Source organism: Vibrio kagoshimensis (genome assembly GCF_050337535.1).
Taxonomy (GTDB): Bacteria; Pseudomonadota; Gammaproteobacteria; order Enterobacterales; family Vibrionaceae; genus Vibrio; species Vibrio gallaecicus.
In genome coordinates this window covers 1-21,338 of sequence record NZ_JAKJSZ010000023.1, presented here as the reverse complement: position 1 = coordinate 21,338, position 21,338 = coordinate 1, and the positions used below count along the sequence as shown (strand labels likewise).

Genomic DNA, 21,338 nt, shown 5'->3' with positions numbered 1-21,338 from the left:
CTACTACTGTGTGTTAGAAGCTTTAGGCAGCATATTTTCAGGGTTCACCATAGACTGCCAACGAGCATTATCGGTGTAGCAATTCGATTCATAAAACCCAAACTTACCAACTTCTGGATATTCGCAAAGATTGGTAATCACTTGGTAGTCTGTAAAGGTCAAACGGAGATCAAATTCAGTGACTGGTTCATCTTCTCTGACTTCAAAACGTTGGATGCTGATACGATTTGCATCGATACCTAATGATTTCGCAAACGTTCGTGCATAATTCGATAGCTGCTTGCCCTGTAAGTTATGCCATTCGGCCAGCATGCCTTTGGCTTCTATTACTTCAAAATTTTTAGTAACAAAGACTTCTATTTCTTGTTTAGCAGTAGAAGCACCATTTTTATGAGCGCTGAGTGACAAACTATAAGTTAATGGAACAAGATGAAGAGCTTTACCTTCACGCTCTTGAATTCGCTCAGCACAGCCACTAAGAATCAAACCAAGAAGAACGCTCATAACTAGGCGCAGCTTTATCGTTTTAAATGATCTGAATTGGTCAAAAATCATAATTTAAAGCCTCCTGTCGCCATAATCTCACTCGCCCATTTTTCTGAGCTGGTTTGGTAACCTTTTTCTACATAGAAAAAACGTTGCAGTGTTGAGGTTTTTTTCATTGTTGGAAGTTGAATTAAAGCAGGTTCGATAGGCTGAACTAGGTTAACTGTTGCGACAATAATCAACTCTGTTTTGGTTCTTTCCGTACCCGTTTTACGGAACAAAGCGCCGAGTAAAGGAATATCCCCGACCAATGGAACTTTACTCAGTGATTCTTTATCTTCTGTACTCAATAGACCGCCTAACACAAAGCTTTTACCATCAGCCAGTTGAACAGTAGTACGGGCTCGACGGGTTTTTAAAGCAGGTAGATCGTAGGTTTCATTGCTGTACTGAGCATCAAGTGAGCTCACTTCTGGCATCAGTGATAATAGAATTTGATCATCAGACAGCACTTTTGCCATCAAATCTAAACGTACACCAAACTCTTTATATTCTACATTTGTTGTACCATCTACAACGGTCACAACCGGTAGCTCACCACCCACCAAGAAGCTGGCACTTTCGCCGGAAATAACAGAAAGGTTTGGCTCTGCGAGTACTTGACCAACAGTGTCATTACCGATTGCAGTGATCACGGAAACAATGTCGGAAGCACTAAAACTAGTGACTTGATCTAAGAATATGCCCGTACCTGCGCCAGTACTGCCATATTCAATACCAAATTCTTCAAGAAATGAGTGAGAAACTTCAGCAACAGACAGCTTTACATTGACCTGTTTTGCGACTGCGACTTCGATATTGTTCACGATACCGTTGTAGTGAAAACGCTTCATGAATTCGATTTCGTAATCGTCATCATCCGATTTCCATTCCATTTTGAATTCTTGCTTTTCTTTATCTAGGTAGGTACCAACTAATTGGTTTATTCCATCTTTTACTTTTTCTGTTGGAACAACACCACTCAGTACGACCTTATCTCCAATGTTAGTAATGGAGACTTCAATATTCGGGTAAAGCATTTGAACTTGCTGCTGAACCACATCAAAAGAAGTATTCACCCACAACTTTCGTGAAGCCAATGTCTTACCTTCGCCACCGTATACCGCGAGAGAAGTTCTTCCTACATTCTTACCAAACACAACAACTTTGCGTTTATCGATAACTTGATAATCGGCAATATTCGAATCTGAGATAAAAACAGACTCAATATCACTCAACACAGTGACTGTGATCATCCCGCCTTGATCAATATTGGTAATCCGCTGAGCAAAAGCAGTATGAGACAAAGAAGCTAGAATCATGAATAAAGCTAACTTCTCTATAATGGACATAATAGATTTCATTTTAACTTTGTCTCTAATTAATGGTTACTTTTTCAGCACGATATTCTACAACTGACTTAAAATTGTTCAGGACATCGCCAGCATCAGCATGTAAATCTGATTTTTTATATTCGCCAATTGATTTATGTACTTCAATTTCTGAAATTCTTTTTGCAACAGTTAATGTCGCAACCTGCTTTCTGGTCAGCTCTAAAATCAAACTGACTTCTGTTGTATCAGCCTGATTACGCGTACCAATAATGGTTTGCTTGTCTACTTTAAGTACTTTGACATTCATTAATACAGGAGTAACAAACATATTGCGCTTACGGCTTGAGGAGGTTTCGGAAGCTTCAAGAGAATAGGTTGATGGTAAAGAGAGCGATAAAACATCAATCATAGAACCATGGGTAATAACGCCACCCACTACTGATTCTGGCGGTACTTTAATAGCATAAGGCACGCGATTGTTAGCTATTGTTAAATCCACATAACCATCATCTGAAGGGTTGATAATTGACTCTTTGAAAAAGATACTTTCAGTGATCAAGTCATCCTGATATACAGCACCTTTTTCAAAATTCAGCTCTACATCCACTAAAATTCCTAATGAATTCGCTTCACTTTCAGGCAGTTTAATTACAGAAAAATGTTTTCGTTCAACGAGTTGTCCAGCTTCAACAGGCTGATTCAAACGCCAAATTACAAGATTGAGTTCTGCTGGCTTCTTAGCTTCTTTCGTTACTTGCGTTTTATCACTTGCAAGATTTCCGGCTAAGCCATATAAACCGAAAAGAATAGCCAAAACTGCGATAGCCAGTGTCAGAGTTTTTTTCATTGGATTCCTAAATGGAAGCTAATATTCCTAAAGATGAGCCTAAACTAATTGCAATTCCGTAAGGCACGCCGCGATTCGTTTTTTTTTCCAGCTTTACCCATAACAGATAGATAACACTAACAACCCCGCCAATTAACAAGATTAAAATTATGGTATTAAGTAGGTGAGCACTTGGTATCGCTAATGAGTACGCTGCAAATAATTTTGTATCACCGCCAGCTAATAACTTTAATTGGCTAAGAATGATACCGAATCCTAATATCAGCACACTATGGACAATATTAAACCAACTTCCGGTTTCAATGACATAGAGAAAGAAACCTGCAGCTATAGCTAAGCAAGCCTTATTTGAAATAGTCCTTGAAATCACATCAGTCGCACTAACATAAATAAATAGAGCAGCTAAAATAATTAGCCACTCGAGATTATTTAACATTAGTTTAATTAAACTTCAGTACCGCCTAGTGATGAAATAATTGTATTGAAAACATCAGATAGTGCTCCGGCAATACCACTATCAGCATTACCAAAAGCCAAAGCAACAACACCAGCGATAGCAGCGGCAATTAGACCATATTCAATTGCCGTTACACCTTGCTCATCATTTTTGTAGTTTTCTAGAGCAACCTTTGTTTTAACAAATAACGTTGTAAACATACCTTCTTTCCTTATTTATTATAAATACCGCAAGCACAACTTGCTTAATAACATCAAGCGCATGTTAGTTTTTTGGCGAGTGATATTCAATAGTTTTTGTAAACCAAAGTAATAAAAGATTAAATAGTATTACAATGATCACTTTTTGTTACTTTTAGAGCACAAATAAAAATGTTAAATGAAATAAGCTAAAAAATAAAAAAAATCAATAAAATCAATAACTTGAATTGAACAAATAGTTAGGAAGACATGCTTGTGATATATATTACCTCATATCTATAATGACAAATTTAACAATATAATTAATTACTAACAGAGGGGGGCATTGAGTGGCATTTTTTTGACTATGTATATTTATATATAAAATAAACAACATGATTTATTTAAACATTGAAGATTTGTCTTTATTTTATAAATCATAAGCATAACCCTTTATGGTTAAATGTTAATTAATTGCTACATTAAGGTTTCAAAGCTTATTGGGAATATAAATGGGTTTATCAGGATAAATATCCAAAAACCACCTTCTCCACTTCAACTCACTCACTGTGCCCACCTCCATCTCGCGACAATCAACACTTACTTACTGATTGCAATTGCTCAATTCATTCGAGCAATAAACATCACACCTCAAACCTTTCGGTTTTTTATGAAAAGAACCAAATTAAACATAACTTGTTGTATTAAAAGAAGTTAACACTATAGCAACAACCTTTCCCGGCTAATATTGCAAAAATAATGATTTGAACTCTAACTAAATACCTGTCATTTTATAATTAACTGAACGTTCAATAAAAAATAAAAGGACTTTGTAATGCCCAAAGTTGGGATGCCTGACATAAGGAAACCGCAGCTTGTAAAAGCGACAATGGCAGTGATTGATCGCGTTGGATTACACGCCGCAAGCATCGCTTTGATCAGTAAAGAGGCTGGAGTTTCTACAGGGATAATCAATCACTACTTTGGTGGTAAGCACGGTCTGCTGGAAGAAACCATGCGTGAGATCCTAAGGCAGCTGTCTAATACCATCACCACTCAGCTAAAAGCTCTTCCTGTTGACGCTCATCAACAACGTATTAATGCCATCATCAATGGCAATTTCGAGGGGTATCAAGCTGAGAATCAAGTGGCGAAAACTTGGTTAGCGTTTTGGTCTTATTCGATGCATGACGAAAAATTAAAACGTTTACAAAGAGTTAATGAAAAGCGCTTGTTATCTCACCTAAAAATTGAACTGAAATCCATGTTATCTCCTGAGCAAGCTGAATTAGTCGCTCACGGAATTGCATCACTCATTGATGGCATTTGGCTGCGGGGTACGCTTAACCCTGAAGGTATTGATGCCAATAAAGCCCATGCCATCATCAACGATTATCTTGATAAGCAGCTGACTTTTTACGCCAGCAACATAACTAGCCGTAATAGCTGAGCTAGAAAGCATACTCAAATAACCGAAAGACACAGTACACAAACACTCAATAACCACTAATAATAATTACTAAGTCAGACTCTCAAATGGAAATGAACTCGTTATACATCGCCGGTAAAAATATTCAGGCAACTTCTGGAGAAACTTTCTCTAGCATTAATCCTGCAAACGGAGAAGTTATTGCAACTCTGGGGCAAGCCTCCCAACAAGATCTTGAGCTCGCTATCGAATCAGCTAAGCATGGTTTTGCGATTTGGTCAGCAATGGCCCCCATCGAACGAAGCCGAATCTTGCTGAAAGCAGTAGAGATACTTAGAGCACGAAACGATGAGCTTGCAGCCCTTGAAGTTGCAGACACAGGGAAGCCTTTGCAAGAAGCCATCGAAGTGGATGTTGCATCAGGTGCAGACGTTATCGAATATTTCGCAGGCCTAGTACCTGCAATGCAAGGTGACCAGCAACCCCTAGGTGAGAGCCAATTCTTCTATACTCGACGTGAACCTCTAGGAATTTGTGCTGGCATTGGTGCATGGAACTACCCTATCCAAATTGCAATGTGGAAATCAGCGCCGGCTCTGGCAGCTGGTAACGCCATGATTTTCAAACCTTCTGAAGAAACCCCTCTTACCGCCCTCAAGCTTGCTGAAATATTCACTGAAGCAGGGCTACCTGATGGTGTATTCAATGTAGTTCAAGGTGACTATAGAGTTGGGCAAATGCTGACTGCGCATCCAGACATAGCAAAAGTATCTTTCACAGGTGAAACAGGCACTGGCAAAGCCGTAATGGCAGACAGTGCAAAAACACTTAAGTCAGTGACGATGGAACTTGGTGGAAAATCACCAATGGTCGTTTTTGATGACGCAAAGCTAGACGATACAGTTTCAGCGGCTATGGTTGCTAACTTCTACACTCAGGGTGAAGTGTGTACCAATGGTACGAGAGTGTTTGTTCATGATTCAATTTATGACCAATTCATCAACCAGCTAAAAACTCGAACTGAAAAACTCATTGTTGGTCAGCCTATGGATATGGACACCCAGATTGGTGCGTTGATATCTAAAGAGCACCTAGGCAAAGTTCTAGAAGCGATTGAGCAAGCAAAACAATCTGGAGCAACGCTTCTTACTGGTGGCTATCAAGTGACCGAGAGTGGTTTAGCAAGCGGCAACTTTGTTGTACCAACGGTATTCACCGATTGTGAAGACAGCATGCCACACGTTCAGCAAGAGATTTTCGGCCCTGTCATGTCGGTACTCAAATTTACTGATGAAGACGAAGTGATCCGCAGAGCGAATGACACCAAATATGGGCTTGCTGCTGGCATATTCACCCAAAACCTCGCGCGCGCGCATCGCGTTATCCACCAAATGCAGGCAGGTATTTGTTGGGTAAATACTTGGGGTGACTCCCCTGCTGAAATGCCAGTAGGAGGATATAAAGATTCAGGTATTGGTCGTGAAAACGGACCAGAGACTCTTCTGCATTATACGCAAACGAAAAGTATTTTAATTGAACTTGGTGATTACGCGAGCCCTTACGCTTAATCATAGCTTCAAACGTCATTGGGTAATTCACTTTGCCCAATGATTTTTCAAAGTTCATTTCAAAGTCGAATATCTAGCGTTCTAGGCTAGACATCACGGAGAATACATCATGGAACAACGCTACGATTATATTATCGTCGGTGCGGGTTCGGCTGGCTGCGTGCTAGCGGATAGGCTAACGGAAAGCGGTAAACACAGCGTCTTATTATTGGAAGCTGGCGGAACAGACAAGAGCATTTTTATTCAAATGCCAACAGCCCTTTCTTACCCAATGAATACTGAAAAGTACGCATGGCAATTTGAAACGCAGCAAGAATCTGGTCTTGATGGAAGACAGCTTCACTGCCCTCGCGGAAAAGTACTGGGTGGCAGTTCTTCAATAAATGGCATGGTTTATGTTCGAGGTCACGCCTGTGACTACGATGAATGGGAGGAAAATGGCGCGACAGGTTGGAATTATCAAGCTTGCCTGCCTTACTTCCGTAAAGCCGAAACTTGGAGCAAAGGTGCAGATCAATACCGTGGTGGCAATGGTCCATTAGGGACATGTAACGGTAACGACATGGCGCTAAACCCACTTTATCAAGCATTTATCGATGCGGGTAAAGATGCGGGTTACCCAGAAACAAAAGACTACAATGGTTATCAGCAGGAAGGCTTTGGTCCGATGCATATGACGGTTGATAAAGGCGTTCGAGCTTCAACATCGAATGCGTATCTTCGCCGCGCATTAAAGCGTTCTAACCTAACCCTCATGAAAGGCATCGTAGCAAGAAAGGTTCTGCTTCAAACACAAGATTCCCAAGAGACAAAAGCCGTGGGGATTGAGTTTGAAAAATCAGGCAAAGTGCAAACCGTTCACGCAAATAAAGAAGTCATTTCAAGTGCTGGCTCTATCGGTTCTGTTCAACTTCTTCAACTATCCGGTATTGGTCCAAAAGCCGTGCTCGATGCTGCAAATGTAGAAGTCGTGCATGACCTTCCTGGTGTTGGTGAAAATTTACAAGATCACTTAGAAGTGTATTTCCAATACCACTGTAAAGAGGATATCACTCTAAACAGTAAACTTGGTTTAGTGAGTAAAGGGATAATCGGCGCAGAGTGGATTTTAACGCGCAAAGGTCTTGGGGCAACCAATCACTTTGAGTCTTGTGCGTTCATTCGTTCTCGTAAAGGGCTAAAGTGGCCAAATATCCAATACCACTTCTTGCCAGCGGCGATGCGTTATGACGGTCAAGCTGCTTTTGATGGTCATGGTTTCCAAGTGCATGTTGGACCAAACAAACCAGAAAGCCGAGGCACCGTTGCTATCACTTCTGCTGATCCTCATGCAAAACCAAAAATCGTATTCAATTACATTTCTACCGAACAAGATCGCCAAGACTGGCGTGACTGCATTCGTTTAACACGAGAGATTTTATCTCAACCTGCAATGGACAAATTCCGTGGTGAAGAAATTCAACCGGGAATCAACATCACATCTGATGAAGCGATTGATGAGTGGGTTAAACAAAACGTAGAAAGTGCTTACCACCCTTCTTGCGGCTGCAAAATGGGCGCAGACACCGACCCAATGGCTGTACTTGATGAAGAGTGCCGCGTTCGTGGAATAAGCCAACTACGAGTCGTAGATTCTTCTGTTTTCCCTACTATTCCAAACGGAAACCTCAACGCGCCGACCATCATGGTAGCGGAACGAGCAGCCGATATGATTTTAGGCAGTGAGTTATTAAAAACAGAAGAAGTACCAGTATGGATAGCTCCAGAATGGGAAGAAAATCAACGAATCAGTAAACCGATAAGAGAAGTCGATAGCCTGACTTAGTTTTGATAATTAGCTCAGGCTCAGGCTCAGGCTCAGGCTCAGGCTCAGGCTCAGGCTCAGGCTCAGGCAAGAATAATCGGCTCGGTAAAATTAGAAACACCATTTATATAAAAACAATATAGCGACACATAAAGTCAGAAATATTGCTCTTAAGAGCAACCAAAGGATTCATTACAAGGAATTATTATGTCTATAACGAAGATGACACTTACTACATTAGCAATCAGTTCATTCGCATTTAACGCTTCTGCGAGCCAAAACCTTGAGCCACAACAGTGTGAAAATGTACGCTTTGCCGATGTAGGTTGGACAGACATCACCGCAACAACAGCGGTTACTTCTGAACTGCTAAAAGGCATGGGCTACAAAACAAAAACCGACCTTCTTTCAGTTCCGGTTACTTACTCTTCAATGGCAAACGGCGACATTGATGTTTTCCTTGGCAACTGGATGCCAACTATGGAAGGCGATATCGCTAAGTACCGTGAAGCAGGCACAGTAGAAACCGTAAAAGCGAACCTTGAAGGTGCAAAATACACACTAGCAGTACCAAAGTACGTCTATGACGCTGGCGTAAAAAGCTTTGATGACCTGGTTAAGCATGCAGACAAATTTAAAGACCGCATCTACGGCATTGAACCAGGTAACGATGGAAACCGTTTAATCCAATCAATGATCGACTCTGACGCATTTGGTCTTAAAGACTTCAGCCTTGTTGAATCAAGTGAAGCAGGAATGGTATCTCAAGTTTCACGTGCTGTTCGTCGTAACCAATGGATCGTTTACCTAGGTTGGGCACCGCACCCAATGAACAGCAATGTTGAAATGGAATACCTATCTGGCGGTGATGATTTCTTCGGTCCTAACTATGGCGGCGCTAATGTCTACACAAACGTACGTGCAAACTACGTTTCAGAGTGTCAAAACGTTGGTCAACTTCTTAAAAACCTAACGTTCAGCCTAGAAATGGAAAACGAGTTGATGGAAGCCATTCTTAACCAAAATGTGAAGCCAGAAAAAGCAGCACAACAATGGTTGAACAAAAACCCACAACAAGTTGAAGCTTGGTTAGAAAACGTGAAATCACTGCAAGGTGACGCAGCAACAAAAGCAGTCGCTGACTACTTAGAGCAAGTAAAAGCGTAATAACACCAGAATCAAATTAGAAAAATTTCTAACTAAACATATCAAAATCAAATAAGAAAGGTGGGCAATACCAACTAGAAAGTCGAAGGTCAGAGATTACGTAAGTAAAAAATGATAAAGGCTAATTTTAGTGGGTATGCCCAACCAATAATAAAAGGCGACATTGTGAATTTTATTACGGACAACAAGATCCCTGTAGGTCAATGGATGGAAGCTGGTGTTGACTGGTTAACAATCAACGCAGCAGGCTTCTTCGATGCCATCTCTATTTTTTTAGAAACCATTATTCTATTTTTAGTCGATGTTTTTAAGTGGATGCCACCCGCTCTACCAATAATAATCACCGCAGCTATTGCGTGGTACTTACACCGCAAGCCTTCATTGGTTATTTTCATCATTGCGGCCTTGTTGACGATTTTAAACCTCGGCTACTGGCAAGAAATGCTGGAAACCTTTGTCCTCGTATTTGCAGCGACAACGATTTCCGTATTAATTGGAGTTCCAGTTGGCATCATGGCAGCACACCGACCATGGCTGTACACCGTGTTAAGACCCATACTTGATTTAATGCAAACTGTACCAACCTTTGTTTACCTTATTCCAACGCTGGTATTGTTTGGTTTAGGTATTGTACCGGGGCTTATTTCAACCATTATTTTCGCGATTGCCGCACCAATCCGCTTAACTTATCTAGGCGTAACCAAAGTACCAGAAGAGTTAATAGAAGCAGGAAAAGCCTTTGGTGCTAGCCGTATGAAATTACTATTGAAAGTAGAACTTCCAGCGGCTTTACCAAGCATTATGGCTGGCGTGACTCAATGTATTATGTTGTCACTTTCTATGGTTGTTATCGCTGCACTTGTTGGGGCAGACGGTCTTGGTAAACCGGTAGTACGAGCTTTAAATACCGTAAACATTTCGCAAGGTTTTGAAGCGGGATTAGCCATTGTTCTTGTAGCCATCATTCTTGATCGCTTATGTAAAACTCCAAACCAGAAGGAAGCGTAATGATGTCTCAAGAATCTAAGGTTTCTCAAGAAGAAAATAAACCAGCAGTAGATGCCATTACTATTACCAACCTAGATGTGGTCTTTGGTGACAAACCAAACCAAGCACTAGAGCTGCTTGATCAAGGTAAAACGCGTCAAGAAATTATAGATGAAACCGGCCAAGTCGTTGGGGTAGATAATGTTTCCCTAACAGTACAAGAAGGTGAAATCTGTGTGTTGATGGGCTTATCGGGTTCTGGTAAATCGAGCTTACTGCGTGCTGTTAATGGTTTAAATGAAATAAGCCGTGGCCAATTAGAAATTAAAGATGGCGATAACCATGTTGACCTAGCTCAGTGTGATGAAACAACTTTGCGCCACTTGCGTACCCATCGTGTGTCGATGGTTTTCCAAAAATTCGCACTCATGCCTTGGTTGACGGTACTTGATAACGTGGCATTTGGTTTAGAAATGCAAGGCGTCGCAAAAGATGAACGACGTGCTAAAGCTCGTGAACAAATTGAAATGGTTGGTCTTGCTGAATGGGAAAAGAAGTATCCCCATGAACTGTCTGGTGGTATGCAGCAGCGTGTAGGCCTTGCACGAGCCTTTGCTATGGATACCGACATTCTACTAATGGATGAGCCTTTCTCAGCCCTTGACCCTTTAATTAGAGCTCAACTTCAAGATGAACTGCTTCTACTACAAAGTAAGTTGAATAAAACCATTCTATTCGTTAGCCATGATCTGGATGAAGCCTTAAAGATTGGCAACAACATTGCCATCATGGAGTCAGGAAAACTGATTCAGCACGGTAAACCAGAAGAGATTGTTCTTACACCGAAGACAGAATACGTAAAAGATTTTGTGGCGCATACTAACCCACTCAACGTATTAAAAGGTCGTTCATTAATGCAACCTTTACAGTCTTTGAAGCAAGAAAATGACAGCTGGAAGATCTGCGATTCTAAAGATTTATGGATTAACCAAAACCAAGGTCAATTGAGTCTTAAAGGTCAACCAGAGCTTACTATGGTTGAATGGAATGAAACTGAAAACGACCTTACTGCGATTGATAATTCAACGCTTGTCATCGCGAGCCCTGAGATTGGTATGCGTGATGCTATTAAACTCAAACAACTGAGTGATCACCCTATCCTGCTAGTAGAAAATAACCAGTTAGTCGGTATTCTGGATAACAGTGAATTCTACAATGCGTTAACGGGCAATTTTCAGCTACACACAGCAGCTTAATAAATCATAAATAGCCTATTACTCATGCGTATTTCATCGATTAATGTTTCACATACTAATATGTAGCAACTAACAAGTATTTAGCAATGACACGGCCCCGTGACTCACCATCACGTGGGCTTTTTCATTACTGGCGCTATTAAAATTTTTAGCCACGAAACTTCTGAGTAACCAATTGTGACTCTTTAATCTCGATGAGAGTCCAGCCAGCCTTTTAGTTTATTGATTTTCTCCAAAGTGTCTGACATTTCCTCTTCTTCCCAACCACCAAAGCAACTCTCCATCATTGGCGAGAAACTCGCATAAGCCACACTGACTTTTTCTAACCCCGATTGATTGATCTTAATCCACTTCTTTCGACCATCATCGGCATCTTTTTCAATATCGACCAACCCCATATCAAACAATTTATTCACTACTTTTGTTAAGCCAGGCTGATTCATTTGCATCACATCGGAAAGCTGACTAACGGTTTGTGCTTGATCAGGATGACGTGAAAAATGCGTCAAAACATTAAATTGAGACTGTGTAAGGTTATGTGGTCCTAAAGCCTTGGCTAACCAAGCGTCAGTTAACTGATGAATAATTCCTAAAGAAATAAATAACTTACTTCCAAGCTGCTGCTTATTTTGAGACATACGGATAAAACCCCTTGAAAATACATTCCTAGGAATGTAATGTTTATTCCACGGAATGTATTTTAGCAAATCAATGGAAAGAGGCAAAGTCATGAACAGAAGAAACTTTATTAAAGTCGTTGGTACAGGTTCAGTCATTCTGGCGGCAACGCCATTAATGATGACTCAATTCACTAATGGATCATCAAGCCCTTTAAGACCATCTCATCAGCAAGATGATTTAAGAAAAACGCTGATCAGCTACGCCATGCTTTGCCCAAACCCTCATAACAAACAGCCATGGAAAGTCGCATTCATAGGCAAAGACACGATCAGATTGTTTGTCGATCAAGAACGATTACTACCACAAACCGACCCTATTCATAGGCAAATTCATATCGGGCAAGGGACCTTTATTGAAAGCCTTGTGATTGCAGCCAGCCAAATCGGGATACTAGCCACCATTGATTACTTCCCTGAAGGCGAATATGACAACCAAAGTATTGCGTCACTGCCTGTAGCCGACATAAAACTTGAAAAGAGTGATCAAATAGAGCCAGACCCTTTGTTTGCTCAATTACTGATTCGTCAATCAACAAAAACGCCTTATCGCGATGAAAAACTTAACGCTAACCAGATAAGCGCATTGCGAGCCATTATAGAGAACAGCGATGTTTCATTACGCTTTATCGACACACCGACTGATAACGAAGCTATGGCAAACTATTTGGTAAACTCGATGGAGATAGAAGAGCAAAATAAAGAAAGAAGTTTAGAAACCATCGCAATGTTTCGCTTCAATGATCAGGAAATATCAACGTATAGGGATGGGTTTGGCTTAGAGCAGAATGGCGTAACTGGCATTAAGAAGTTAATCGCCCAAAACTTTTTTATTAGCCGAGACAAAGCAGAGTCGGATCCCGCCTCGTTTGGTAAAGAAGGTGTTAAGTCAGTTAAAAATGCCGTTGCGAATACTCAACATTATGCTTGGCTATCGACGTCTGATAACAGCCGAAAGACCCAAATTGAACTAGGCCGTCTTTACAACCGATTTAACCTTACCGCGACGGCTTTGGGCATTGCTCAACACCCTATGAGTCAGATTTTGCAGGAGTATCAAGATATGTTGCCTATCCAATCTGAGTTCAAACAGCATTTTGGTATCAAGCCGTCAGACACAGTTCAAATGCTATTCCGCTTAGGTAAAGCAGATCGCACTCCTTCAACGGCAAGAAGAGAAGTCTCTTCTATCTTAACCGAACCATTTTAAACGGCTTAATGCGAAGTATTAACTTTATATTCAATGTTTCTTCGCTATACAGGCTTTTAGTACACGGCTTATGGCTTATGGCTTATGGCTTATGGCTTATGGCTCAAAATAAAGCCCGCGCTTATGAGCTCGCATAAAAATAGCCCAACTAGTTTGGGCTATTATATTCGAGTCACTCGATATGCATTAAACAGAGTTGATTAAAGCTAAGTTCGATTTCAGCTCTAACTGATTAAAGCTATAACCGACTCTGTATCAACACGGTTTAGTTACCCCAAATTGAAGTCACTAATTCAGGATGATCGATGAATGGGTTTCGGTTTCCTTGGAAATCTTGAACCGCTTGGTTTCTGTCTAGTTCTTTCTGACTAACTGGGTCAGCAGTATGCCAGCGTTTTAGCATCGCCAGTAACCAAGGTTCAAATACCGTAGTATTCGTCCCATCTAAAACAGCATCTGAACTGGTTGAGTTTCCTTCCCAGCTCGCGATTTCGTTTTCATAGCGAGTAGCCATATAGAAATACGCACGTGCGAAATCACCTTTAAATTCATCAATAGGTTCAAATACAGTACCTGCATAACCTAAAGAGGAAACCGCACTCCCTGCTTTAGATCCATTACTTGAAGTATAGGTTGCTGTACCTACCTCACCAAATGGCCAGTTGCTTCGTTTAGAGTTCACATAGCCGTCTGTTGCAAATAAGTGGTGCCCGTCAGAGTTCATTGGCTCAACTTTCCCGCCAAACCAACTTTTAGGGAATGAGTGCTCACGGTTATAGCAACCACCTTCAGCTTGATATTGACCACACTGATCAGTGACTTTTGTAAATTGTACGCTGTCATTACCTGATGGTTTTTCAGAGTACATATCTAAAATTGAACCGTCATTTTCAAAATAGGTATCAATATCAGCATCTTTTAATAGCGTCCAAACTGCCCCGTACCCTTGTCCATTATGATTATTAATAATGTTGTAGAGCGCAGTTTTAAGCTCATACCCTGTCTTACCTTCAGCGGCTTTGTAGTACTCACCTAAGCCTGACGTTGGTGGAGTAACAGGTGGCGTAGTCGAACCACCAATTGAAAATGCTACAATTTCATTTGATTTAAATTCACCGCCTGAAGCCAGAGTTTTGCTAGCAGTTGCTAAGCTGTATGATCCATTGCCCGCAGTACAGCAGATTCCGTCGCCATACGAATCGGTAATTTCAAAGGTGTAATCACCATTTGGTAAACACATCTCGGCATTATTAGTGGTGTTATTACTGTAATCTTGACCAGTGTATAGAGTGTGGTTTGCCGATGTTTTTACTGCCCAGCTTGTTTCAGACGCATAATCATCAGTTACTAAAGTAAGTGTCACACTGGTATCAGAACAGCTTCCAGGGGTAACAGGCGGCGTAATGCTTTCCGTTGGCTGGAAATTATCTACATAGACGACTTCTGAGCCATCAAAACCGGATACATCGTAAAACCTTAGACCAACTTGAATATCTTTATTTGCAGTAGCAGAGTAGCTAAAGCTAACATCTTGCCATTGATTTTTTGTTCCGTTGTTGGAGTAGCCTTGGTAACCGTCAACATACAATCTCGCTTTTACATTTCCTTCAGTATGGTAAACCCCTACTGAGAAATTATAAGTTTTACCCTGCTCGACATTCACCGTTTGTAAGAAGTCTGTATTACTTTGACTGCCGGTATTCACTGTCACTTTTGCAGCTAACAGACCATTCTTAATTTGTTCAGAAGTTGGTGATACTGCAACTCCAGAATCAATTACCGACCATCCTGCAGGTGTGTTCCCTTCCCATGATTCAAAGTTACCATTTTGAATTTGCGCTTGTGCGCTGGCAGAGAGAAATACCGCCATTCCACTTAGTTTTATTATTCTATTTATCATATAACCTTCTGTTTGATTGGATTAAAATCAACATAAGATTAGATTTAATCAAAAATTTAATACGGTCTGACCTCTCATTTATAAATGTATGAACACCTTGTTTTATTGATATTTGTGACATTAAGCTTAAAAACCATACATATGGTTAATCAATTTGAATACTTAGAATGCCGTTCTGCTGGAATTATTCGAGTGACATAACATTTACATTACATTGTTTTGTTCTGTCTTGTGGAGTGAGATGGTGATTGGTGCATAGAAAAGATTGAGAATAGTATGAACATAAGTACAATGCGGAAATTAATAAAATTATCTTAAAGTTTACAGCTCAGCACATCATCGTCTTACCGTTTTGAAAAGTTCCAACACTTCTCATTATTCACGTCTTCGAAGCGAACGTTGTAAACCCATCAATTGTGCATTTATACAAAGGTCTGTCTCTTGGAAAAACATGAAGAAATTCTGGTCGCTATCCGCCAGATAATTCGAGCTATCGATTTACATTCAAAAAAACTAAGCAAAGAATATGGATTAACAGGTCCTCAGCTTATTTTGATGCGTGCTATCCAAGAAATGCATAATGTGACAATCAAAGAATTGTCGAACCATACGAATGTGAGCCAAGCGACTACGACTACAATTATCGACCGCTTAGAACATAATGGTTATGTGCAGCGCGTTCGTAGTGAATCAGATCGTCGTAAAGTACATGCGAATCTAACGGAAAAAGGTAAAGAGCTACTGAGCAATGCACCACAGCCGTTACAAGACAGCTTTGTAAACAAATTTCAGAATCTCGATGCATGGGAACAAAGTTTGCTTCTTTCTTCAATGCAGCGTGTATCTTCAATGATGAACGCCGAAGATATTGATGCGGCTCCTGTACTTCAGTTAGAAAGTATTGCAAAGCCTAGCTAAAGTTACCGACTGCAACTGATTTTGCTTTCATTGATGAAATTAAGTTTGATACAAAAAATGGCACTCATTGCGAGTGCCATTTTTCTATCTTCTATCTTCTATCTTCTATCTTCTATCTTCTATCTTCTAGAACAGCTTATACCGATTTGATTACTCGGCATGGGTTTCCAACCGCTACGCTGTTATCAGGTATATCTCGATTTACGACACTACCTGCACCAATTACACAATTATTACCAATCGTAACACCCGGTAGAATAGAAGCATTCCCGCCAACCCACACATCGTTACCTATACATATCTTCGCGCCGTATTCTGTTTTTTGACGCTCGATTGGATCAAGAGGATGCGTGCCTGTTGAGATCATTACATGTGGGCCAAACATTACATTCTCACCGATAGATACTTCACACACATCAACAATAGTCAGATTGTGGTTGGCATAGAAATTATTGCCTATTTTGATGTTGTATCCATAGTCACAGAAAAAATTAGGCTCCATATGAGCTTGGCCGTCAAACGATACTAGCTCTTTTAATATTGCCATTCGCTCATCTAATTTTACGGGATCAGCCAAATTGAATTGATGACACGCAGCCTTGGCATTCATTCTGTCTTTTAGTAATGTTTCATCCCAAGCATCGTAAGGAAGACCCGCGAGCATTTTTTCTTTTTCTGTCATTTCAAACTCCAAAATCGAAACAAAGCATCATGACTGCCACTTCAGTAACAGATAACTGGCGCTACTTTATCTCACTAAGGTCGAAGTCTCTGCCTACCTGCTTTCAATTTTGAGCTGTATTTAACATTCTGTGGTGCGATTTATTTAACGATTATAAATCTAATCAATACTAGCTCACTCACCTATTACTCATCCTTTACTGAAGTGTTATATAAGCATTGTATTAGACAAAATATTTAATACTGGTGAGCCTATAAAAGCTAATTTCGGATACCAAATGGTAGAACAGAAAAAGCAGCCAAATTGGCTGCTTTAAATTTCCTGCGAACTGAAAACTGATTAATACATTATGAATTCGTTAAAGTTGACTAAAATTCATAATTTACATTAAGTTCAACTGATTGCTCAGCGCCAAACCAACAGTTAGATTGGTCATAGCAGGTATAGTATTCTTCATTGAATAAGTTTGTAACAACCAGGTTAGCTGTAGCGCCAGATAAAGAATCACTTGCTGAACCTAAATCATAACCAATCGATGCATCAACAACTGTGTAAGATGGTACCTTACCTTGCGTATTCGCTGCATCCATTTGCATTTCACCAATATAACGTGCGCCCGCGCTGACTCTTGCGCCATCTAAAGCACCACCATAAACAAAGTAGTTACTCCAAAGGTTTGCAGCATGCTCAGGTACATAAATTGGAGTAGTGCCCACTAAGCTCTGATTAGAGTCTTCCGTGATTTCCATATCAAGATAGGTATAACTTGCATTCATGTCCCATGATTCAGTCACCGACCAACGACCTTCAAGCTCCATCCCTTGAGACCTTACTTCACCTAATTGAATTTTTGCTCGGTATGAAGGATCCGACGGATCAGCGGCAATAGCATCTGTTTTTGTAATATGGAAGTACGAAGCCGTTAACTCTTGTGACATATCTTGCGATAAGTACTTCACCCCTACTTCTACTTGCTCACCCAATTGCGGTTTTAAAGCGTTGCCGTTAATGTCTGACCCTGCTGCTGGCTCAAAGCTAGTGGCATAGCTAACAAATGGGGAGAAACCATTATCCAATTCGTATAATGCGCCAACTCGATATGAAAACTGGTCATGATCCGCTTCATCTTTGCCATCATAAGCTGGGAGTACACTGCTCTTATCATCACTAGCTTCAAATAGGTCATAGCGACCACCAGCAAGTAAGATTAGCGAATCGTATCTCACTTGATCTTGGAAATAGAAGCCCAACTGCTGAGTAGTGATATCGTGAGTTTCTTTGTAATTTTCTTGGAGCTGGCTCGGGTCTAACAAGTCATTGTTAGGGTTGTACGCATCAAACCCATAGAATGCGGCATTAGCTGTGTATTCTTTATACAGAGAGTCTCCCGACAGCTTCATATAGTCCACACCAAACAATAAGTTATGTTCAAGTCCACTCAACATAACCGCACCAGTGATTTGATTATCGATAGTAAAACTTTGAGAATCTTCTTCTGTGCTATAAACGTTTCGAATTAATTGACCAGTAGTCGAGTCAAAATTCGTTGCTCTATGGTAGGTATTCTTTTGAGTTAACGAAGCATCGGCATATCGAGCATTCTGCAGGAAGGTCCAGTTGTTGTTTATCTCATGATTGACCTTATAGCCAAGCATTATGACTTCACGATCAAATGTACTCCAATTCTTATCTCCCATTGAAACTGATGGTTCATGGAACTTAATCGCTTCTAGCGGCATTGCAGAATTTGTCCCCATTGATGGGTCATTCTGATAGTATAGATTAAAGTTAATCAGTGTCTTGTCAGATACTTGCCAATCTAAAGAAGGGGCAATCACATAGCGTTCTTCTTCAGCGTGGTCCACTTGGCTATCTTTCTTACGAGCCAAAGCGACTAAACGATACGAGAAGTCACTGTTTCCTATTTGCCCGGAAGTGTCTATCGAAACTTCCGTTAAATTGTTAGTACCTGCCGATAAGCCAACTCTTGTCGAGCCTTCTGCCTGCGGGGATTTAGCGATCATATTGACCATACCGCCAGGGGGCATAGCTCCATAAAGTACAGACGTAGGACCTTTGAAGATCTCCACTTGTTGCAAGGCAATAGGGTCAATTTGTGGCTGTAAGTTCCAACCCGTCAGGAATGGTAAAATTAAGCCATCATAATAACTTTGGTTATTGCTAAAGCCTCGAATTGAAAATGTATCGTACATCGTCACCGATGTGCCTTTTTGCTCTGTCACAACACCCGGAGCATAACGAAGCGCTTGGTTTAAAGACTTCACACCACGTTGTTCAAGTTGTTCACTGTCAATGACCGTAATACCCTGCGGTGTTTCTTCTGGCTCTAAAGCCGATTTAGTCGCGGTATTTCGATATGCTTTCCCTAAAATTGTCACTGTATCAATGTTCTTTTCAGCCGATGAATATGCTTCTTCAGCCTGAACTTGAGTAGAAAGAGCACTGAGCAGTGCTAATGCAAGCGATGAATACTTAAAACGAGTGTTGATCTTCATGTTTCCCTCGATACCAAACTTTATGCAAATAGTAATAAATCTCATTTGCATTGTATGTATTCAGAACGAAGATAATTAACAATTTGGTGCATGTTGACGGAGAATTTATTAAACGCTCATTAAATAAGCATCATTTATCGATAATGCAGGACTAAGTAAAGACGTGAATAGGTGAATAGGTGAATAGGTGAATAGGTGAATAGGTGAAAAAGATACGAATAAAAACGAGTAAACGAAACAAGCTAAAGAAAAACTGATGATAAGCTAGATCAGTAGAAAGACCCTTACCACTGATACATACCAATTGCACTAAAACAAGCCAATCACACTTTTATGATTGGCACCCAGTATTCCATCTCTGAGTTAGTACCTACGATATCAAAATCTTTCGGGTATATTTCTAGCTCATACCCGTCCACGCCTCGGTAACCGGAATTTGGTAACCAATTCAAAAGAAACCAGCTCAGAGTATGAGGTAAATCGCTGATTATTCCTTTATGTTTAACAACCGCGTAAGTTTGTGCAGGCACAGTCATGATTTCTAATTGTTTCGAAATTGAGCCATCGAGCGCCATACCAAGTGCCAGTGGAATCAACGTTTGTTGTTCAACTCCAGCCAAATACCTTATGTTTGTACCATCAAAATTAGCTTGAGTCATATCGATAACTCCAACTGCACTTAAGCTGGCTTTATCTTCACTACGTAATTCAGATTCAAGTAAAGACCATAATTGAGGCACTTTTTGTGCAAAATCAGGAGACAAAGAGAACAGCCCACTAATTTCCGTTTTAAGCCCTTTAACGACGAACGCTTCCTTGGTATCAATTCGAACTTCAACAAAACGTAACGCACTAGAAGCGATAGGTTCAAAGCTCTTCGTCATACCAATTGGTTTCTTTAATCCGACTCGTTGCCCTGCTTTTCGGTACTGGCTCGGACTAGCACCAAACATGTTTTTAAAAGAGCGGCTAAAGCTGATTTCAGAGTTAAAGCCCAAATTTAAAGCAATATCAATAATTCGCTCAGACGTGTCTAGCAAGGCTTCCGCTGCTTGGCTTAACCTCAGCTCTCGAACATAGTTCGCAACTGTCATTCCTGTTTCAGCTTGAAACACTCTTTGAAGCTGCCAGCGAGACCAACAGCTTTTTTTCGCTATGTCTTCTAACGTCAACTGAGCATTTAAGTTTGAATGGATGAAACTAAGCACTCGACTGATTCGGTCAAACGATAGAGTGTTTTTATGTTGGCTAATTTTGATATCCACGACTGATGACTTTTACTAATCTGATACTTTTATCATCCAAATCCATAAGCGTCACGAATTGTTTCAATTTAAAGATCATAAGTGCTCGCTTTTAAGCACTGTGAAAATAAACAGATACTAGAAAATTACTCTTTATGATTAAGTGGCATTTGGTGGTTTACCTAAAAACTACCCATTGAAATTCTACATGCTAGGAGTAGAACTCACACCGACTAAAAAGGGTAGCACCTCTGTTGTTGATGATTTTATAAACCTGAATAAACTGTGGTTCTATGACCTTTGAGATCAATTAAAAAGCGATAAATGGGTGACCACGTTGATTCAACGGTTTAACAATCACCACTGCGGATCATTATAACCATTTATATAATTGATATTACAGTTTAAGGCGAAACGAAAATCAACAAACACAGTACGGATGGCAAGCATGTGCTCCGGTATCAAAACATATCCTTAAATTACGTATGATACCAAGTGTGCGTTGACATTTTAATTTATTATTTTTATTATAAAGGCAGTATTTATTGATAATAAAAATCATGCCAAACCTTCAAGCTTTACCTATTTTAAATTATATTAACCCTGTCAAAAAAGAAATTCACAATATAGTTATATGC

Annotated in this window: 18 protein-coding genes; 8 read left to right on the top strand and 10 right to left on the bottom strand. The window is 40.3% G+C overall.

Annotated elements, in window-relative coordinates; genetic code table 11:
• Positions 1-3: 3 nt before the first annotated feature.
• The 5 genes from L4C37_RS19145 to L4C37_RS19125 are packed head-to-tail and all read right to left on the bottom strand — an operon-like array spanning position 4 to position 3,363.
• The gene (locus tag L4C37_RS19145; RefSeq protein ID WP_273296628.1) at positions 4-555 is read right to left on the bottom strand and encodes a hypothetical protein; all 552 of its coding nucleotides are present in this window, start codon (positions 553-555) and stop codon (positions 4-6) included.
• Positions 552-1,877: a type II and III secretion system protein family protein gene (locus L4C37_RS19140; protein WP_273296627.1), complete on the bottom strand. Its 1,326-nt coding sequence runs from the start codon at positions 1,875-1,877 to the stop codon at positions 552-554. Before L4C37_RS19140 ends, L4C37_RS19145 begins: the two co-directional genes overlap by 4 nt.
• A gap of 25 nt (positions 1,878-1,902) precedes the next feature.
• Positions 1,903-2,706, bottom strand: coding sequence for a Flp pilus assembly protein CpaB (gene cpaB, locus L4C37_RS19135; RefSeq protein ID WP_429769453.1), 804 nt, complete (start codon positions 2,704-2,706; stop codon positions 1,903-1,905).
• Between the two features lie 7 nt (positions 2,707-2,713).
• Entirely contained in the window at positions 2,714-3,142 is a 429-nt protein-coding gene (locus tag L4C37_RS19130; RefSeq protein ID WP_429769451.1) for an A24 family peptidase, read from the bottom strand.
• 8 nt (positions 3,143-3,150) lie between these two features.
• Positions 3,151-3,363, bottom strand: a complete 213-nt coding sequence (locus tag L4C37_RS19125) for a Flp family type IVb pilin (protein ID WP_429769449.1) — start codon at positions 3,361-3,363, stop codon at positions 3,151-3,153.
• Positions 3,364-4,177: 814 nt separating this feature from the next.
• On the opposite strand from L4C37_RS19125, the gene betI reads away from it, so the two are divergent.
• The 6 genes from betI to choV all read left to right on the top strand — a co-directional run bounded on the left by betI (position 4,178) and on the right by choV (position 11,553).
• Positions 4,178-4,792, top strand: a complete 615-nt coding sequence (betI, locus tag L4C37_RS19120) for a transcriptional regulator BetI (RefSeq protein WP_137372752.1) — start codon at positions 4,178-4,180, stop codon at positions 4,790-4,792.
• Between the two features lie 86 nt (positions 4,793-4,878).
• Complete coding sequence (gene betB / locus L4C37_RS19115; protein WP_429769447.1) at positions 4,879-6,339, top strand: betaine-aldehyde dehydrogenase; 1,461 nt, start codon at positions 4,879-4,881, stop codon at positions 6,337-6,339.
• Between the two features lie 109 nt (positions 6,340-6,448).
• Entirely contained in the window at positions 6,449-8,164 is a 1,716-nt protein-coding gene (betA, locus tag L4C37_RS19110; RefSeq protein ID WP_429769445.1) for a choline dehydrogenase, read from the top strand.
• Positions 8,165-8,350: 186 nt separating this feature from the next.
• The gene (locus L4C37_RS19105; RefSeq protein WP_429769443.1) at positions 8,351-9,310 is read left to right on the top strand and encodes a choline ABC transporter substrate-binding protein; all 960 of its coding nucleotides are present in this window, start codon (positions 8,351-8,353) and stop codon (positions 9,308-9,310) included.
• A 165-nt stretch (positions 9,311-9,475) separates the two neighbouring features.
• On the top strand, positions 9,476-10,318 hold the full coding sequence (choW, locus tag L4C37_RS19100; protein ID WP_137372748.1) for a choline ABC transporter permease subunit: 843 nt from the start codon (positions 9,476-9,478) through the stop codon (positions 10,316-10,318).
• A complete protein-coding gene (gene choV / locus L4C37_RS19095; protein WP_429769441.1) occupies positions 10,318-11,553 on the top strand; it encodes a choline ABC transporter ATP-binding protein in 1,236 nt (411 codons plus the stop codon). Before choW ends, choV begins: the two co-directional genes overlap by 1 nt.
• A 185-nt stretch (positions 11,554-11,738) precedes the next feature.
• On the opposite strand, the gene L4C37_RS19090 is transcribed toward choV, so the two are convergent.
• Entirely contained in the window at positions 11,739-12,191 is a 453-nt protein-coding gene (locus L4C37_RS19090; RefSeq protein ID WP_429769439.1) for a MarR family winged helix-turn-helix transcriptional regulator, read from the bottom strand.
• A 91-nt stretch (positions 12,192-12,282) separates the two neighbouring features.
• On the opposite strand from L4C37_RS19090, the gene L4C37_RS19085 reads away from it, so the two are divergent.
• Positions 12,283-13,440 (top strand): Acg family FMN-binding oxidoreductase, encoded by a 1,158-nt coding sequence (locus tag L4C37_RS19085; RefSeq protein WP_429769437.1) that lies wholly within the window; start codon positions 12,283-12,285, stop codon positions 13,438-13,440.
• Between the two features lie 265 nt (positions 13,441-13,705).
• On the opposite strand, the gene L4C37_RS19080 is transcribed toward L4C37_RS19085, so the two are convergent.
• Positions 13,706-15,340, bottom strand: a complete 1,635-nt coding sequence (locus tag L4C37_RS19080) for an endonuclease (protein WP_429769435.1) — start codon at positions 15,338-15,340, stop codon at positions 13,706-13,708.
• A 441-nt stretch (positions 15,341-15,781) separates the two neighbouring features.
• On the opposite strand from L4C37_RS19080, the gene L4C37_RS19075 reads away from it, so the two are divergent.
• Entirely contained in the window at positions 15,782-16,258 is a 477-nt protein-coding gene (locus L4C37_RS19075; RefSeq protein ID WP_137372746.1) for a MarR family winged helix-turn-helix transcriptional regulator, read from the top strand.
• A 136-nt stretch (positions 16,259-16,394) separates the two neighbouring features.
• On the opposite strand, the gene L4C37_RS19070 is transcribed toward L4C37_RS19075, so the two are convergent.
• The 3 genes from L4C37_RS19070 to L4C37_RS19060 form a co-directional block, all read right to left on the bottom strand.
• The gene (locus L4C37_RS19070; protein ID WP_273293717.1) at positions 16,395-16,940 is read right to left on the bottom strand and encodes a sugar O-acetyltransferase; all 546 of its coding nucleotides are present in this window, start codon (positions 16,938-16,940) and stop codon (positions 16,395-16,397) included.
• A gap of 368 nt (positions 16,941-17,308) precedes the next feature.
• Positions 17,309-19,456, bottom strand: coding sequence for a TonB-dependent siderophore receptor (locus tag L4C37_RS19065; protein WP_429769433.1), 2,148 nt, complete (start codon positions 19,454-19,456; stop codon positions 17,309-17,311).
• 323 nt (positions 19,457-19,779) lie between these two features.
• Complete coding sequence (locus L4C37_RS19060; protein ID WP_137372743.1) at positions 19,780-20,721, bottom strand: AraC family transcriptional regulator; 942 nt, start codon at positions 20,719-20,721, stop codon at positions 19,780-19,782.
• Between the last annotated feature and the right edge of the window lie 617 nt (positions 20,722-21,338).

Coding starts and splice junctions, on each gene's coding strand:
- L4C37_RS19145 (WP_273296628.1), bottom strand. CDS start 555: ATGATTTTTGACCAATTCAGATCATTTAAAACGATAAAGCTGCGCCTA.
- L4C37_RS19140 (WP_273296627.1), bottom strand. CDS start 1,877: ATGTCCATTATAGAGAAGTTAGCTTTATTCATGATTCTAGCTTCTTTG.
- cpaB (WP_429769453.1), bottom strand. CDS start 2,706: ATGAAAAAAACTCTGACACTGGCTATCGCAGTTTTGGCTATTCTTTTC.
- L4C37_RS19130 (WP_429769451.1), bottom strand. CDS start 3,142: ATGTTAAATAATCTCGAGTGGCTAATTATTTTAGCTGCTCTATTTATT.
- L4C37_RS19125 (WP_429769449.1), bottom strand. CDS start 3,363: ATGTTTACAACGTTATTTGTTAAAACAAAGGTTGCTCTAGAAAACTAC.
- betI (WP_137372752.1), top strand. CDS start 4,178: ATGCCCAAAGTTGGGATGCCTGACATAAGGAAACCGCAGCTTGTAAAA.
- betB (WP_429769447.1), top strand. CDS start 4,879: ATGGAAATGAACTCGTTATACATCGCCGGTAAAAATATTCAGGCAACT.
- betA (WP_429769445.1), top strand. CDS start 6,449: ATGGAACAACGCTACGATTATATTATCGTCGGTGCGGGTTCGGCTGGC.
- L4C37_RS19105 (WP_429769443.1), top strand. CDS start 8,351: ATGTCTATAACGAAGATGACACTTACTACATTAGCAATCAGTTCATTC.
- choV (WP_429769441.1), top strand. CDS start 10,318: ATGATGTCTCAAGAATCTAAGGTTTCTCAAGAAGAAAATAAACCAGCA.
- L4C37_RS19090 (WP_429769439.1), bottom strand. CDS start 12,191: ATGTCTCAAAATAAGCAGCAGCTTGGAAGTAAGTTATTTATTTCTTTA.
- L4C37_RS19085 (WP_429769437.1), top strand. CDS start 12,283: ATGAACAGAAGAAACTTTATTAAAGTCGTTGGTACAGGTTCAGTCATT.
- L4C37_RS19080 (WP_429769435.1), bottom strand. CDS start 15,340: ATGATAAATAGAATAATAAAACTAAGTGGAATGGCGGTATTTCTCTCT.
- L4C37_RS19070 (WP_273293717.1), bottom strand. CDS start 16,940: ATGACAGAAAAAGAAAAAATGCTCGCGGGTCTTCCTTACGATGCTTGG.
- L4C37_RS19065 (WP_429769433.1), bottom strand. CDS start 19,456: ATGAAGATCAACACTCGTTTTAAGTATTCATCGCTTGCATTAGCACTG.